Here is a 14,025-nt window from a genome sequence, read left to right as displayed (position 1 = left end):
AGGGGCCGCCGTCCGTGATCGTCCGGCGCCACCCGGGGTGAGCTTTTCACGCAGGCCCGGGCGCTGCCCAGCCCCACCCACCGCACCGGACAGCGCGAGCACGCGGTCCTGCGGGGCTAGCGCCGGCTTCGTACCAGCAGATACAGGAAGTACGGCGTGCCGATGACCGCCGTCATCAGGCCGGCGCCCAACTGGGCGGGGGCGATGACCGTGCGGCCGAGGAGGTCGGCCGTGCAGACGAGCGCTGCGCCGAGGAGGACGGCGACCGGCACCACCCGTACGTGCCGTCGGCCCACGAGGGCACGTGCCGCGTGCGGGGCCACGAGGCCCACGAAGCCGATGGTGCCGGCCGAGGCGACCGCGGTCGCGCTGAGCAGGACACCGACCACCAGGAAGCCGAGCCTGGCCGGGGAAAGTCGCAGACCGAGGAGCCGCGGTGTGTCCGCGTCCAGGGAGATGAGGTCCAGCTCGGTGCGCCGGGCGACCGCGACGACAAGGCCCAGCACCAGCACGAGCGCGACGGGCAGCACGTCCGGCATGGTCCGGCCGTACGTCGAACCGGACAGCCAGGTCAGCGCCTTGGTGGCGTTGAACGGGTCGGTGAGCACGATGAGCAGGCTGACCAGCGCCGTCGTACCGGCGGCCATGCCGATGCCGACGAGGACCAGCCGGTTCTGCTGGTAGCCGCCCCGGGCGGCCAGCCCGAAGACGATGACGGAGGTCACCGCGGCGCCCGCGAACGCGGCACCCGCCACGCTCCAGGTACCGGCGACCGGCACGGTGGTGACAAGGAGTACGGCGCCCAGCGCGGCTCCGCCGGACACGCCCAGGACACCCGGCTCCGCGAGCGGGTTGCGGGTCACGGCCTGCACCAGCGTGCCGGCCAGGGCGAGCGCCGCGCCCGCGCACAGGGCCGCGAACACCCGGGGCATCCGGGTGTCGAGGACGAAGGACACGGTCTGACCGGCCCGCCCCTGCGCCCAGTTCACGACATCGCCGAGCAGCAGCTTGCTGTCGCCCAGCAGCGCGCCGGCGATCGTGACGCCGACGACCACGGCGACGAGGGCGGCCAGCGTGACCAGGAACGCGGCCCGGCTGGGGATGCGCAGCCGGGCCGGTGCCTCGGCTCCGGACGTGTCCCGCAGCCGCAGGGCCATCACCACCAGGAACACGGCGCCGATGAGGCTGGTGACGACACCGGTGGGCACGGCGACCGCCGTGTCGGAGGGCACCAGGGCACGCAGCAGCACGTCCGACCCGAGGACGAGCCCCGCGCCGACCACACCTGCCACGGGCAGGCTCGTACGGGTGCGGACGAGGCCCCGGAACCGGCGGGCGAGCGGACGCACGAGGGCCGGTGCGCACAGCCCGACGAAGCCGATGGGCCCGGCGAGCGTGACGGCCGCCGCGGACAGCAGCGTTGCCAGTACGACCACGGTCACGCGGGTGGCACGGACCGGGACGCCCAGGCCGCGCGCGGCGTCGTCGCCGAGGGCGAGTGCGTCGACCCGACGGGCGGTCAGCAGCAGGCCGACGAGTCCGATCAGGGCGACGGGCAGCATCTGCAGGACGCCGTCGAAGCCGTTCTGGCTGATGCTGCCCTGGTTCCACTGGTAGAGGCCCTCGGTCTGCTCGGGGAACAGCAGGAGCAGGCTCTCCGTCATGGACGTCAGGCCCAGCGCCAGCGCGGTACCGGCGAGGACCAGTCGTACGGTGCCCGTGCCGAGTCCGGACAGGGCGAGTACGACGGCCGCGGCCAGGAGCCCGCCGGTGAAGGCGACCCCGGAGGAGGCGAGCAGCGGGAGCGAGACGCCGGTGGCGCCGACCAGCCCGAGCGCCAGGTACGAACCGGCGTTCACCGCGAGGGTGTCGGGAGCGGCGAGCACATTGCGGCTGACGGCCTGCAGTACGGCGCCCGCCACGCCGAGGATGACGCCGACCAGGATGCCGGCGGTCATCCGCGGCAGCCGGGAGGCGATCACGACCGACGCGTCGGACGGATCGGCCTGCCCGGTCAGGGCCTTGAACACCTCGGCCGGTCCGACGGCGGCGGTGCCCTGGGTGATGTCGACGACGCCGAGGACGGCGACCAGGAGGACGAGCCCGGCCGTCACCGCGGCCGCGCCCGTCCGGGACGCGGCCGTCGGCGGACGGGTGACGGCGGGAGGCGTTGTGGTGACGGCCATGGCTCCGTTACTTCGTCTGCTTCTGCTTCTTCTGCTTCTTTCCGGGTCGTCTACTTCGTCAGCGCGTCGACGACGGCGTCGATGTACGCCTCCATCGACTGGGGGCCGCCGAACATCCAGATGCCGTCGGGGAGTCGGTGCACCTTGTCGGCCTTCACGAACGGCAGGGATGTCCATACGGCGTTCTTCGCCAGCGCGCCGGTGAAGGGCGTGCTGCCCTTGTCGCCGTCGTTGCCTATGTAGGCGAACTGGACGTCCTTCGGCAGGGCGGTGAGGCCCTCGACGTCAGTGGTCCCCAGGCCGTAGGCCGCGTCACCCTTGATCTTCCAGGCGTTCTTCAGGCCGATCTGCTCGTTGACGGCCCCGATGAGCGAGCCGCTGGTGTACGGGCGCAGGGAGACCTGGTTGGAGGTGACGTAACCGTCGGCGAACGCGAAGTCCGTGCCGTCGAGACCGGCGTCGGCCAGGGCCTTCTTGCCCTCGGCGACCTTGGCCTCGAAGTTCGTACGGGCCGTCTCGGCCTTGTCGGTGGTGCCGGTGGCCTTGGCGATGAGGTCGAGGTTCTCCAGCATCTGACCGACCTGGTCCGAGGCGTCCGCGGACTTGATCCCCAGCACCGGGGCGATCTTGCGCAGCTGCTTCACGGCCGCGGGCGGCAGGTCGGAGGAGGCCACGATGAGGTCGGGCGAGAGGGAGGCGACGGTGTCCATGCTCGGCTCGCCGCGCGTGCCGATGTCCTTCGGCTCGTTCTTCAGCGGGACGGCGCTGTCCCAGGTCTTGTAGCCCTTGACGTCGGCGACGCCCACGGGGTCGACGCCGAGCGTGATGAGGCTCTCGACCTCGTTCCACTCGGTGGCGACGACTTTGGTGGCCGGGCCGTCGAGCTTGAGCTTCGCGCCGGTGCCGTCGGTGAGGGTGATGGCCTCCGACTTCGTCTCGGACTTGTCCGCGGCGGGCTCGGTGGTGCCGCAGGCGGCAAGGGCGAGTGCGGCGGCGGTGGTGGCGGCCGCAGTGAGCAGGAGGCGTCTCATGAGGTGGTGCCGAGCCTTTCGGTTCGAGTGTTCCGTGTGTGATGGCGACCGATCGGGCGGGTGCGCAGTCGGCCGGTGAGGGGGTCTGTGTCGACGTCGATCCGGATGCCGTAGACGGCGGTCAGGCGTTCCGGGGTGAGGACGTCCTCGGGCAGGCCGTCGGCGACGATCCGGCCCGCTTCGAGCAGCGTGATCCGGTCGGCGATGGCCGCCGCCTGGTCGAGGTCGTGCAGGACGACTCCGACGGCGATCCCGTGGTCGTCCGCCAGGTCGCGGATGAGGTCGAGGAGTTCGACCTGATAGCGCAGGTCGAGATAGGTGGTCGGCTCGTCGAGCAGCAGCACACCGGTTTCCTGGGCGAGGCAGCTTGCGAGCCACACCCGCTGCAGCTGACCGCCGGACAGGTGGTCGGCGCCCCGCTCGGCGAGGTCCGTGACACCGGTCAGGGCGAGCGCGCGGTCGACCGCGGCCGACGCGTCCGGATCGGGCCGGCCGAAGCGGCCCCGGTACGGGTAGCGGCCGAACTCGACGACGTCCCGCACGGTCAGTCCGCTGGGCGTGGGGCGGCCCTGGGTCAGCAGGGCGACGTGGCGCGAGAACTCACGGGCACTCAGGGCGAGGCCGTCGGTGTCGCCGTCGATCCTGAGCGTGGCGTGGCGGCCCCGCTGCAACCGGGCGATCGTGCGCAGGAGCGTCGACTTGCCGCTGCCGTTGGGACCGACCAGAACGGTCACCTCGCCGGGCCGGAGCGCGACCGCGGCATCGTGCACGACGTCGACGCCGTCGTACGACACGGTCACACCCGTGGCCGACAGTTCATGACCGCGCAGACGAGGGGTTTCGGCTGCTTCTTCACCAGATCTCACGCGGTGAAGGTTAGCCTAACCTTAATTGATCTTGATGGGGGTGCCCTGGTGCCGGCTCAGCCGGTCTGCCAGGACGCCGGATTCCACACTCCCGAGCGGCGCAGCGACTGGGGGCAGTGCAGGTAGATCTCGTCGATCTCCAGGACCAGGGCCAGCTCGGGGCGCTGGTCGTCCAGCTTCATGGCGTCGAAGAACGGGGCGTCGGTGAGGATACGGGCCCGGCCGTTGACCCGCAGGACCTCCTTGCTGCCGGGTATCAGGTACAGCAGACCGGCGTGCGGGTTGTCGAGGATGTTGTGGAAGCTGTCGCCGCGCCGGTTCCCCGGCCGGTCGGGCAGGGCGATCGTGCCGGAGTCGATGACGTACGTGAAACCCGGGGCGTCCCCGCGCGGGGAGACGTCACAGTTGCCGCGTGCGTCGGAGGTGGCCAGCAGGCAGAAGGGTGAGCGGGCCACGATGTCCTGGTCCTTGTCGGTGAGCCGGTCGTGAACCTTCTCGATCACCACGGGCCAGGGCTCGCCCAGCAGTTCACGCAACTCGGCGCTCGACCCCAGCTCGACCCAGCCTTCTTCGGTCGCCGTGTCCGGCCTGTTCCCGGCGGTATCGATCGTGTGCGGCAAGGCCGACTCCCAACGTACGTCCAGCGAGCAGTCGCGTATGGAACATCATCCGACGTTAGGCTTACCTTACTTCTCGGTCCGGACGTGCGTGTACGACGGTCAGGCCGCACCGGTACGGCTCGTCGAGCTCGCTGTCGGAGAAGAGCCGGGCCAACTCGGTGCGGTTCGCGTCGAGGAGTCGGACTCGCTCGGCGGGGTCCATGACCACGAAATGCGAGTGCGTGCCGAGGTTGCGGATGTGCTCCTCGACGGTGATCCGGCGCGACCATGTGACCTCACGGGTGGCCACCCCGACCGGGAACGGGGCGAACAGCTCGGCCACCGTCGTCGGGAAGCCGCGGGTGAAGGGCGCGAGCCGGTCCTCCTCCGCCGCGACCCATGGGACGCGGACGTCGGCCTGGTTCCACCACAGGGCAAGCACGCCGTGCGGGCGCAGCACGCGCAACGCCTCGGGGACGGAACGGGCCGGGTCGGTCCAGTGCCAGGCCTGCGCATAGGCGACCACATCGAAACTGCCGGCGGCGAACGGCAGGCGATTCCCCTCGCCCCGAACCAACGGCACCTCGGGCTCCGCCCGGCGCAGCTCCGCGGCCATTCCGGCGCCCGGCTCCATCGCTACGACACGGGCACCGCGCTCGCACAGGAGCCGGGTGGCGATGCCGGTGCCGGCCCCGCAGTCCAGCACGTCGGCGCCGGCCAGCGGTTGGCCGGCGAGTTCCTCCATGGCGTCGAAAAGTGCGGGCGGATAGCCGGGGCGGGTGGCGGCGTACTGCGTGGCGACGGTGTCGAAGGACAGGGCGCGGGCCTGGTTCGCGGGTAATGCCATGCCTGCGATCTTTCCGGGCGGAGGGCGCAGTTGTCACTGGTTGACCCACCCTGCCGGGGGATTCGGTGGAGTTGGCGCAGCCCTCATCCGGGAGTACCCGCCCCGCCGCCTATCCGCTAACATAGAATAATTAGATAGATGAATAGGCTAGTGGTGGCGAGGAGTGGCCGTGGACTTCGGGCTGACCGACGAGCAGGACATGTTGCGCGCGACGGCACGGCAGTTCGTCGCCGATGTGTGCCCGGCCGAGAAGGCGAAGCAGTGGGACGAGGAGGGCGTGGTACCGCCCGAGCTGTTCCGGGGGATGACCGAACTCGGTTGGTTCTCGCTGCCGTTCAGCGAGGAGGAGGGTGGGGATGGTGGCGGACCACTTGAGCTCGTTCTGATCGCCGAGGAGCTCGGGCGGGCCAGTTTCGACGTCGCCATGTGCTACATCGGCGTGCTCATCCCGGGAATCACCGTGTTCCGGTGGGGCAACGAGGCACAGCGTGACTTCATCCGCGAGCAGGTCATGACCGGACACCACCGGCTCGCCGTCGGCCTCAGCGAGCCGGACAGCGGCTCCGACGCCGCCGCGCTGCGCACCACCGCGGAGGACCACGGCGACCACTTCCGCGTCCGCGGCCAGAAGGCGTGGTGCACGGGCGGCGGGCTCCCCGACACGACCATCGCGACCTATGTGCGCACGGGGCCCCGCGAACCCAAGCACGGCGGAATCAGCCTGCTGCTCGTCGACCCCGCGACCGACGGAGTCGAGGTACGCCGGACCCCGACGCTGGCCCGGCACATCCTGGGTACCAACGAGGTCTTCTTCAACGACGCCCTCGTACCGAAGGAGAACCTCGTGGGGCCGCGCGACGAGGGCTGGAAGGTCATGCTCTCCAACATCGAACTGGAGAAGGTGATCATCAGCGGGGGGTATCTGGGCGCCGCACAGGCCACGCTGGACGAGATGCTGGAGTACGCGCGCACCCGGCACGCCTTCGGCCGTCCGATCGGCAACTTCCAGGCACTCGCCCACGCGATGGCCGATCTGCAGACCGAGATCGACTCCGCCCGGCTGCTCGCGTACCGCGCCGCCTGGCTGCTCGCGCAGGGCAGGCCGTGCACCCGTGAGGGTTCGATGGCGAAGCTGAAGGGTTCGGAGACGTACGTGGCGGCTGCCAGGCTCGGAATGCAGGTCTGCGCGGGGCACGGGTTCTCGACGGAGAGCGTGATGAGCTTCCGCTACCGCGAGTCGATCGTCGCCACGATCTCCGGCGGGACCAGCCAGATCCAGCGCAACGGGATCGCCCGCAGCATGGGCCTGCGGTCCTACTGACCGCTCTCACCGGTTCTCGGGGTCCCCGCCCTGTCCGGCCAGCCACTGCGCGTGCCGCGTGTAGTGGCTGTGATCGCGCGTCACCCAGATTCCGGAGGCGCGGGCCAGCACCGCTCCGCCCGGCGGCAGCGTCAACTCGCCCGCGATGTACCAGCGGGAGCCCTCCCTCCGGTCGGCCCACACCCGCAGTTCCAGGGGCCGTTCCACCGGTACCGGCTTCACGAAGCTCACCGTCAGTTCGGCCGTCACGCTCATCACGCCGTGCAGCAACGGGAGATGGCCGAGGCAGTCGTCCAGGACGGCCGCCGTCCAGCCGCCGTGCGCGACATCGGGCCCGCCCTCGTGGGAACGCGGGCAGCTCAGCTCGAACCTCGCCACACCGTCCTCGTCGAGCCGTTCGCGCTCCACGCCGAGCCGGCAGGAGCCGAGGGCGCGGCACCCACCACAGAGGGTCACGCCCCCGGCGGTCCGGGGCGGCTCCGGCAGCCCCGCACCCGCCCAGTGCCCGTTCGGGGGCGTCACACCGGTCTTGCCTGTTCCCGTCGTCGACATGGCGGAACTCCTCGTGTCAGACATCGGCAAGCAGCGGGCGCAGCTTCCCGGCGATGAGCTGGACCTGGCGGGCGACCATCTCCTCGGGCATCCCGGCCAGCGAGGCCCACAGGAACACCCCTTCGACCGGCAACCCCGCCACGTACGCCTTGATGGCATCGGCGGTCTCCTGCGGTGTGCCGTACAGGAACTGGCCGACGCCGGTCGCGCTCAGCCCCGTCTCCCGCCACTTCTCGGGGTTGATCGGACGGGGAGCCGGCTGGTCGGTCCCCTCCACCATGTACCGGCGGTAGCTGTCCCATTGGTAGGAGAGATGCTTGCGGACCACCGGCCAGTCGGCCTCCGGGTCCTCGGTGACGAACGTGGTGAACGAACCCTGCATCCGGCCCGCCGACACGTCGTAGCCGCTCTCGGCGAGTCCTTCCCGGTACGGCTCCAGCAGCGCGGGGTTGAGCGACAGCAGCCCGGTGCCCAGCCGGCCTGCCCGGCGGGCGCCCTGCGGACCCTGGTAACCGAGCCAGATCGGCAGCGGGTCCTGGACCGGGCCGGGCGTCACCAGCGACTCGGCCCACAGCCCGCGGATCTCCCGCACCCGCTGGTCGGTCGTGGAGTAGCGCTTGGTCAAGTCGGCGTCGTACAGCCGGTATTCGGGCACGCGATAGCCCGTGCCGAGTCCGAGGTCCAAGCGGCCGTCGCTGATGATGTCCACGAGCGCGGCCTGTTCGGCGATCTCGGGGGCCGCGTGCAGCGGTGCCGGGATGACCGCGGTACCGAGGCGGATCCGCCGTGTACGGGCGGCCGCCGCGGCCGCCATGGTGAGCGGCTGAGGGAGGTATCCGTCCTCGAAGCCGTGGTGTTCGGAGAACCAGACCGAGTCGATGCCGAGCCGGTCCGCCTCCTCGCACATCTCCAGGGCGAATCCGTAGACCCGGGACCAACTCTGCCGCCAGGGCGGGGGATTGCGCATGTCGAAGTAGATGCCGACCCTCACGAGGGGCCACCTTTCCTGGTTTCGTCAGCGAGCCGGATCGTCGCGCGGGTGACGGCGACCCCGTCCCCGGGCGGCAGCAGCCGTATCGGACGCAGCTCCATCGCCTCGATCTCGGGCAGGTCCTCGACCATCGCGGAGATCCGCAGGACGGTCTCCTCCAGCGCCGCGAGGTCCACGCCCGGGCCGCCCACCCTGCCGTCCAGCAGCGGAGCCGCCCGCAGCGAGCGGACCATCTCCCGGGCGTCCCGGTCGCTGAGCGGAGTCACCCGGTGGGCGACATCCGCCATCAGATCGGCGTAGTCCCCGGTGAGGCCGAAGGCCACCACCGGGCCGAACACCGGGTCGGCGCCGACGGAAAGAAACGCGTCCGGGCCGGAACCCAGCCCAGTGCCCGGCCCAGTGCCCAGCTCAGAGCCCGGCCCGGAGCCCGTTCCGGTGTCCCGTACGGCGATCCCGTACGAGTCCAGCAACTCCGTGGCGATACGCGGCGGTACGGGTCCGGGAGCGCATCCGGCGAGCAGTGACTTGGCCCGGCCGGCGTCGATCCGGGGGAGATCCGGGATGACACCCGCGGGCGTACTCCGCCATGCCTGATAGGCGGCCGCATGCCCGAGCGAGGCCGCCGCCGATTCGGGGAACGCGTAGGTGGGGACGACGAGTTCGCCGCGGTGGAGGAGATCGGCGACGCCCGCGCCGCCCAGGAAACTCGCCACCACCGGCTTCGAGGGCGCGGCCTCGGCCGCGTCGAGAATCGCCGCAGCCACCTCGTCGGGCTTGTCCGCCAGCGGGGGCATGAACAGGACGATGGCCGCGTCGATCCCGTTGTCGGCCAGCACGGCGTCCAGTGCCCGCCGGTAGTGCGCGGCGGTCGCCATCGGGGTGAGGTCGACCGGGTTGGCGACCTCCGCCCCGGGGCCCAGGGCCGCGCGGAGCGTCTCCCGGGTGCGCTCGCCGAGCGGGGGCACGCGCAGGCCGCTCGCCGCGCATGCGCCGACGGTCAGTGCCGCGGGGCCGCCCGCGTTGGTGATCACCGCGACGCTGTTGCCGGGCGGGGGAGGCTGGTGGGCGAGCAGCAGCGCCGCGTCGAACAGCTCCTGGAGGCTGCGCGTACGGATCACGCCGGACTGGGCGAACAGCGAACTGACCGCCGAATCGGAGGGACCGGCCGCCGGATCCACGCGACCCACCGAATCCCCTCGACGTGCCGGGCCTCCACGAACTCCGGGGCCTCCTCGAACCCCCGAGTCCACCTGACCCGTCGCGGGCGCGTGACCCGGGTGGACCGCGATGATCGGCTTGCGCGGTGCGACGCGGCGGGCGATGCGCGCGAACCGGCGCGGATTGCCGAAGGTCTCGACGTGCAGCAGGATCACCGAGGTCTCGGGGTCCTCCTCCCACCACTGGAGCAGGTCGTTGGTGGACACGTCCACGGCATGGCCCACCGATACGAACCCGGAGAAGCCCAGCCGCAGCCGCCGGGCGAAGTCGAGCACCGCGAGTCCCAGCGGCCCGGACTGGCTGGACATCGCCACCCGGCCGGGTGTGGGCAGGGCGGGCGAGAAGGTCGCGGCCAGCCTCGCCGCGGGTGTCGTGTTGACCACGCCCATGCAGTTCGGGCCCACCAGCCGCATCCCGGAGGCGCGGGCGAACCGGGACAGCTCCAGCTCGGCCGACCGCCCGGCCGCACCTGTCTCCCCGAAGCCGGTGGAGACGACGACCACCGCCTTGACGCCGGCCTCCGCGCACTCCCGTACGACCTCGGGCACCGCCTCGGCGCGTACGGCGATCAGCGCCAGGTCCGGCGGCTCGGGCAGCTCCCGGACGCTCGGGTACGCCCGGGCTCCGGCGACCTGCTCGGCCCGTGGATTGACGGGGAACACGCTGCCGCGGAAGCCGCCTCGCAGCAGGTTGGCCACGATCTCGTGACCGATCGTCAAGGGGCGCCGGTTGGCGCCGATCACCGCGACCGACCGGGGTTCGAGCAGGGGGCGCAGAGAGCGTCGTACGGCCGTGTGCTCGCGGCGCTCGGCCCGGGCGACCGCCTGGGCCTGCGGGTCGACGGCGATGTCGAAGTGCACGATCTGGCCGGGCGGCCCGGACTCGACCCGGTAGCCGGAGCCGAGGAACACGTTGATCATGCGGGTGTTGTCGGCGAGGACGTCGGCCTTGAGGACCCGGATGCCCCGGGCGCGGGCGGCAGCGGCGATGTGTTCCAGCAGCAGCCTGCCGAAACCTTCGCTCTGGTCGTCGTCCCGGATGGTGAAGGTGACCTCCGCGTGGTCCGGGTTCTCGGTGTCACGGACATAGCGCACCAGGCCCGCGATCTCGTCACCGGCCAGCGCGACCAGCGCCAGCTCGTTGAGGTAGTCCACGTACGCGCCGCGCCGGATCACGTCGTCGCGCGCCCGGATCACCGGGCCGAGCGAGCGGTAGGCCAGAGTCGCCCGCGACAGGCCGCCGACGAAGGCGACCAGACGGTCGGCGTCCTCCGGCCGGATGGGCCGGACGAAGGTCGACCGCCCGGTCCTGACGAGTCCGGGCTGTTCCAGGTCATCGGGATACGCGGGCTGTTCCAGGTACTCTGGATCCGGGGGAGTGGTCACTGTGCCGTCCGGTGTCCTCGCGTCGCCGACGCCGCTCAGACGGCCGCCTCCTGGGGAGTCTGCTCGGGCAGACGGAACAGTTCGTTGAAGGTGCCGCGGGTGACGCGCTCGCGGATCTCGTCGGACACACCGTCGAACAGCTCGTGCAGGGTGGACTGCGTGTGCCCGTACGTGCCTTCCAGGTGCGGGTAGTCGTCGCCCCACATCACATTGCGGTAGCCCGTCGACTCGACGATCTCCACCGAGCTCTTGTCGTGCTGGAAGGAGGCGTACACCTGCTGCCTGATGATCTCGCTGGGCAGTCGGCTCAGCTTCGGCCGTACGAACATGCCGTGCTGGCGGTAGGCCTCGTCCATCCGGTCGCCGATCGCCGGCACCCAGCCGGCGCCGCCCTCCGCGATGAGGATCTTGAGGTCGGGGTGACGGTCCAGGGCACCGCCCGCGACCATGTGCGAGACGACGCGCATGCCCGGGTAGGTCGTCTCCATGTAGTTGACGACTGCGCCGCCGGGTCCGCGGAAGACGACGTTCTCGCCGCCCGTACCGATGTGGAAGCCGAGCACGAGACCGGCCCGCTCGGCCGCGGTCCACAGCGGCTCCCACAGGTCGAGGCCGTACTCCTCACCGGGCCGGGTGGAGCACGGCAGGAAGACCGACTGGAAGCCCAGCTCCGCGACCCGCTCGACCTCGGCGACCGCGTCCTCGACGTTGGTCGTCGAGACGCAGGCGGGGGTGATGATGCGCTTCTGCTTCCCGAGGACCTCGGAGTGCGCCCAGTCGTTCCAGGCCCGTACGGTCTCCCGGGCGAGCTCCCGCTCGGTGATCGAGCAGAGCCAGAACCCCATGGAGGGAAAGGCGAGTTGGCCCCAGACGCCCTCCTGGTCCAGGTCCTTGAGCCGGACGTCGAGGTCCCGGGCGCCCGGTGGCCGCATGGCGTCCATGAAGTCGTTCAGCTGGCGGTCGATGCGCTCGCCGTCGATGTAGAGCACCTCGTACTTGTCGCCGCGTTCGCTGCGCGGCGCACGGTCGGCGAGGCGCGGCGGCAGCGCCCGGATCCAGAGGTCGTCGGGTTCCATCACATGGGAGTCCCCCGAGTTGACCCAGATCTTCGTCATGGCGCTCCTTCGGGTCAATGGATGTAATCAGTTAGCGATTTTAATCGTATCGGCCTCCGGGTGGAAGGCCGGGAGGGGTGGAGATCAGCAAGCGGAGATCAGCTTCGGTGCCGCTCGATCTCCTCCACCAGCTGCGGGAGCACCTGGAAGAGGTCCCCCACGACGCCGTAGTCGGCCAGCTCGAAGATGGGGGCGTCCTGGTCCTTGTTGACCGCGACGATGGTCTTGGAGGTCTGCATGCCCGCGCGGTGCTGGATCGCCCCCGAGATGCCGGCGGCGAGGTAGAGCTGCGGGGAGACCTGGGTGCCGGTCTGGCCGACCTGGTGGCTGTGCGGATACCAGCCCGCGTCCACGGCGGCGCGGGACGCCCCGACGGCCGCGCCCAGGGTGTCGGCGACGCGCTCGATGACCGCGAAGTTCTCGGCGCCGTTCACCCCGCGGCCGCCGGAGACCACGATGTCGGCCTCGGTCAGCTCGGGCCGGTCACTCCGTTCCCGTGGTGTGCGGGACAGGACCTTGGCGGCGGCGGAGGCGGGGCCGAAGGTGACGTCCCACTTCTCGACCTCGGGTGTGACGGGGGCCGGTTCGGGGGCGGCGGCGTTCGGCTTGACCGTGATCACCGGGACGCCCCGGGTGACATGGGCCGTCACCTGGTACGTCGCCGCGAACGCGGACTGCTCGGTGACCGGGCCGTCCTCGCCGGCGACGACATCGACGGCGTCCGTGATCAGCCCCGACTCCAGGCGGAGCGCGACCCGCGCGGCGGTCTCCTTGCCGTCCGGGTTCGAGGGCAGCAGGATCGCCGCCGGACCGGTGCTCCCGGCGATCTGGGTGAGCGCGTCCACGGCCGGAGTGACGAGGAGCTCGTCGACCTCGGGTGCGTCCACGACGTACACCTTGTGCGCGCCGTACCGGCCGAGCGCCTCGGTCGCGGAGTCCGCGTTCCGCCCGAGGAAGACGGCCGACGGTTCGCCCAACCGGCGCGCCAGGGTGAGTAGTTCGAGGGTCGGCTTGCGTACGACGCCGTCGGTGTGATCGACGAGTACGAGGATCTCGGCCACGGTGATGCACTCCTCCTGTTGGAACGGTTCCGGGGCGGGGCGGGGCAGCGCGGGGCTCGGTCAGGCGAACTTCTTGGCGGTGAGGAACGCGGCCAGCCCGGCGCCGCCCGTACCGTCGTCGGCGACGATCTCCCCCTTGGAGCGCGGCGGACGTCGGGTCGCGGTGTCCACGGCCGACCGCGCACCGGCCCGGCCGACCTGCCCGGCGTCGATGCCGAGGTCGGTGAGATCGAGGGTCTCCAGGGGCTTTTTCTTCGCGGCCATGATCCCCTTGAAAGAGGGGTAGCGGGCGTCGCCGGAGCGGTCGGTCACCGACACGACGGCGGGAAGTGAGCCCTGGACCCGCACGGTCGCGGAATCGCCCTCGCGGCGGCCGGTGACCGTGCCGTCCTCGACCGTCAGCTCCTCCACGTGGGTGACGGCGGGGACCCCGAGCCGTTCGGCCAGTAGCGCCGGTACGACGCCCATGGTGCCGTCCGTCGAGGCCATCCCGCACAGGACGAGGTCGAAGCCGTGCCGTTCGATCGCCCTGGCCAGCACGAGTGAGGTGCCGAAGGCGTCGCTGCCCTCGATGTCCTCGTCACTCACATGTGTCGCAGAGTCGCCTCCCATGGCGAGCGCCTTGCGCAGGGCGTCCTTCGCGTCGTCGGGACCGACGGTGAGATAGCTGATCTCGGTGTCGACGCCCGACTCGGCGATCCGCAGGGCCTGTTCGACGGCGTACTCGTCGAGTTCGGACAGCAGGGAGTCGACCGACTCGCGGTCGGTGCTCCCCTCCTCGGTGAAGGTGCGGTCCGCCGTGGCGTCGGGCACGTGCTTCACGCAGACAACGATCTTCACAGTGTTCTCTCCG

The 14,025-nt window shown here is 71.1% G+C and carries 12 protein-coding genes; 1 reads left to right on the top strand and 11 read right to left on the bottom strand.

Annotation, left to right across the window (positions count from 1 at the left end):
- Nucleotides 1-116 precede the first annotated feature (116 nt).
- The 5 genes from ACFWXQ_RS45595 to ACFWXQ_RS45575 form a co-directional block, all read right to left on the bottom strand.
- Nucleotides 117-2,186 (bottom strand): iron ABC transporter permease, encoded by a 2,070-nt coding sequence (locus ACFWXQ_RS45595; RefSeq protein WP_383953714.1) that lies wholly within the window; start codon nucleotides 2,184-2,186, stop codon nucleotides 117-119.
- A 50-nt stretch (nucleotides 2,187-2,236) separates the two neighbouring features.
- On the bottom strand, nucleotides 2,237-3,217 hold the full coding sequence (locus tag ACFWXQ_RS45590; protein WP_383953716.1) for an iron-siderophore ABC transporter substrate-binding protein: 981 nt from the start codon (nucleotides 3,215-3,217) through the stop codon (nucleotides 2,237-2,239).
- Nucleotides 3,214-4,083, bottom strand: coding sequence for an ABC transporter ATP-binding protein (locus ACFWXQ_RS45585; protein WP_383953718.1), 870 nt, complete (start codon nucleotides 4,081-4,083; stop codon nucleotides 3,214-3,216). The genes ACFWXQ_RS45590 and ACFWXQ_RS45585 overlap by 4 nt, the downstream gene beginning before the upstream one ends.
- A gap of 56 nt (nucleotides 4,084-4,139) precedes the next feature.
- Nucleotides 4,140-4,703, bottom strand: coding sequence for an MSMEG_1061 family FMN-dependent PPOX-type flavoprotein (locus ACFWXQ_RS45580; RefSeq protein WP_386270356.1), 564 nt, complete (start codon nucleotides 4,701-4,703; stop codon nucleotides 4,140-4,142).
- A 61-nt stretch (nucleotides 4,704-4,764) separates the two neighbouring features.
- On the bottom strand, nucleotides 4,765-5,529 hold the full coding sequence (locus tag ACFWXQ_RS45575) for a class I SAM-dependent methyltransferase (protein WP_383953722.1): 765 nt from the start codon (nucleotides 5,527-5,529) through the stop codon (nucleotides 4,765-4,767).
- A 169-nt stretch (nucleotides 5,530-5,698) separates the two neighbouring features.
- On the opposite strand from ACFWXQ_RS45575, the gene ACFWXQ_RS45570 reads away from it, so the two are divergent.
- Nucleotides 5,699-6,850: an acyl-CoA dehydrogenase family protein gene (locus ACFWXQ_RS45570; RefSeq protein WP_383953724.1), complete on the top strand. Its 1,152-nt coding sequence runs from the start codon at nucleotides 5,699-5,701 to the stop codon at nucleotides 6,848-6,850.
- Nucleotides 6,851-6,856: 6 nt separating this feature from the next.
- On the opposite strand, the gene ACFWXQ_RS45565 is transcribed toward ACFWXQ_RS45570, so the two are convergent.
- The 6 genes from ACFWXQ_RS45565 to ACFWXQ_RS45540 form a co-directional block, all read right to left on the bottom strand.
- Nucleotides 6,857-7,402: a PaaI family thioesterase gene (locus ACFWXQ_RS45565; RefSeq protein WP_383953726.1), complete on the bottom strand. Its 546-nt coding sequence runs from the start codon at nucleotides 7,400-7,402 to the stop codon at nucleotides 6,857-6,859.
- A 16-nt stretch (nucleotides 7,403-7,418) separates the two neighbouring features.
- Nucleotides 7,419-8,393: an LLM class flavin-dependent oxidoreductase gene (locus tag ACFWXQ_RS45560; RefSeq protein WP_200393894.1), complete on the bottom strand. Its 975-nt coding sequence runs from the start codon at nucleotides 8,391-8,393 to the stop codon at nucleotides 7,419-7,421.
- Nucleotides 8,390-10,996 (bottom strand): GNAT family N-acetyltransferase, encoded by a 2,607-nt coding sequence (locus tag ACFWXQ_RS45555; protein WP_386270355.1) that lies wholly within the window; start codon nucleotides 10,994-10,996, stop codon nucleotides 8,390-8,392. Before ACFWXQ_RS45555 ends, ACFWXQ_RS45560 begins: the two co-directional genes overlap by 4 nt.
- Nucleotides 10,997-11,031: 35 nt before the next feature.
- Entirely contained in the window at nucleotides 11,032-12,111 is a 1,080-nt protein-coding gene (locus tag ACFWXQ_RS45550) for an amidohydrolase family protein (RefSeq protein ID WP_383953757.1), read from the bottom strand.
- Between the two features lie 98 nt (nucleotides 12,112-12,209).
- The gene (locus ACFWXQ_RS45545) at nucleotides 12,210-13,172 is read right to left on the bottom strand and encodes an electron transfer flavoprotein subunit alpha/FixB family protein (protein WP_383953758.1); all 963 of its coding nucleotides are present in this window, start codon (nucleotides 13,170-13,172) and stop codon (nucleotides 12,210-12,212) included.
- Between the two features lie 60 nt (nucleotides 13,173-13,232).
- On the bottom strand, nucleotides 13,233-13,994 hold the full coding sequence (locus ACFWXQ_RS45540; protein ID WP_383953776.1) for an electron transfer flavoprotein subunit beta/FixA family protein: 762 nt from the start codon (nucleotides 13,992-13,994) through the stop codon (nucleotides 13,233-13,235).
- Between the last annotated feature and the right edge of the window lie 31 nt (nucleotides 13,995-14,025).

The organism is Streptomyces sp. NPDC058697 (genome assembly GCF_042715345.1).
Taxonomy (GTDB): domain Bacteria; phylum Actinomycetota; class Actinomycetes; order Streptomycetales; family Streptomycetaceae; genus Streptomyces; species Streptomyces liliifuscus.
This window is presented reverse-complemented; position numbering and strand designations above follow the sequence as displayed.

What these genes read in the sequence shown, in the direction of transcription:
- ACFWXQ_RS45595 (WP_383953714.1), bottom strand. Translation starts at nt 2,186, where the DNA reads ATGGCCGTCACCACAACGCCTCCCGCCGTCACCCGTCCGCCGACGGCC.
- ACFWXQ_RS45590 (WP_383953716.1), bottom strand. Translation starts at nt 3,217, where the DNA reads ATGAGACGCCTCCTGCTCACTGCGGCCGCCACCACCGCCGCCGCACTC.
- ACFWXQ_RS45575 (WP_383953722.1), bottom strand. Translation starts at nt 5,529, where the DNA reads ATGGCATTACCCGCGAACCAGGCCCGCGCCCTGTCCTTCGACACCGTC.
- ACFWXQ_RS45565 (WP_383953726.1), bottom strand. Translation starts at nt 7,402, where the DNA reads ATGTCGACGACGGGAACAGGCAAGACCGGTGTGACGCCCCCGAACGGG.
- ACFWXQ_RS45550 (WP_383953757.1), bottom strand. Translation starts at nt 12,111, where the DNA reads ATGACGAAGATCTGGGTCAACTCGGGGGACTCCCATGTGATGGAACCC.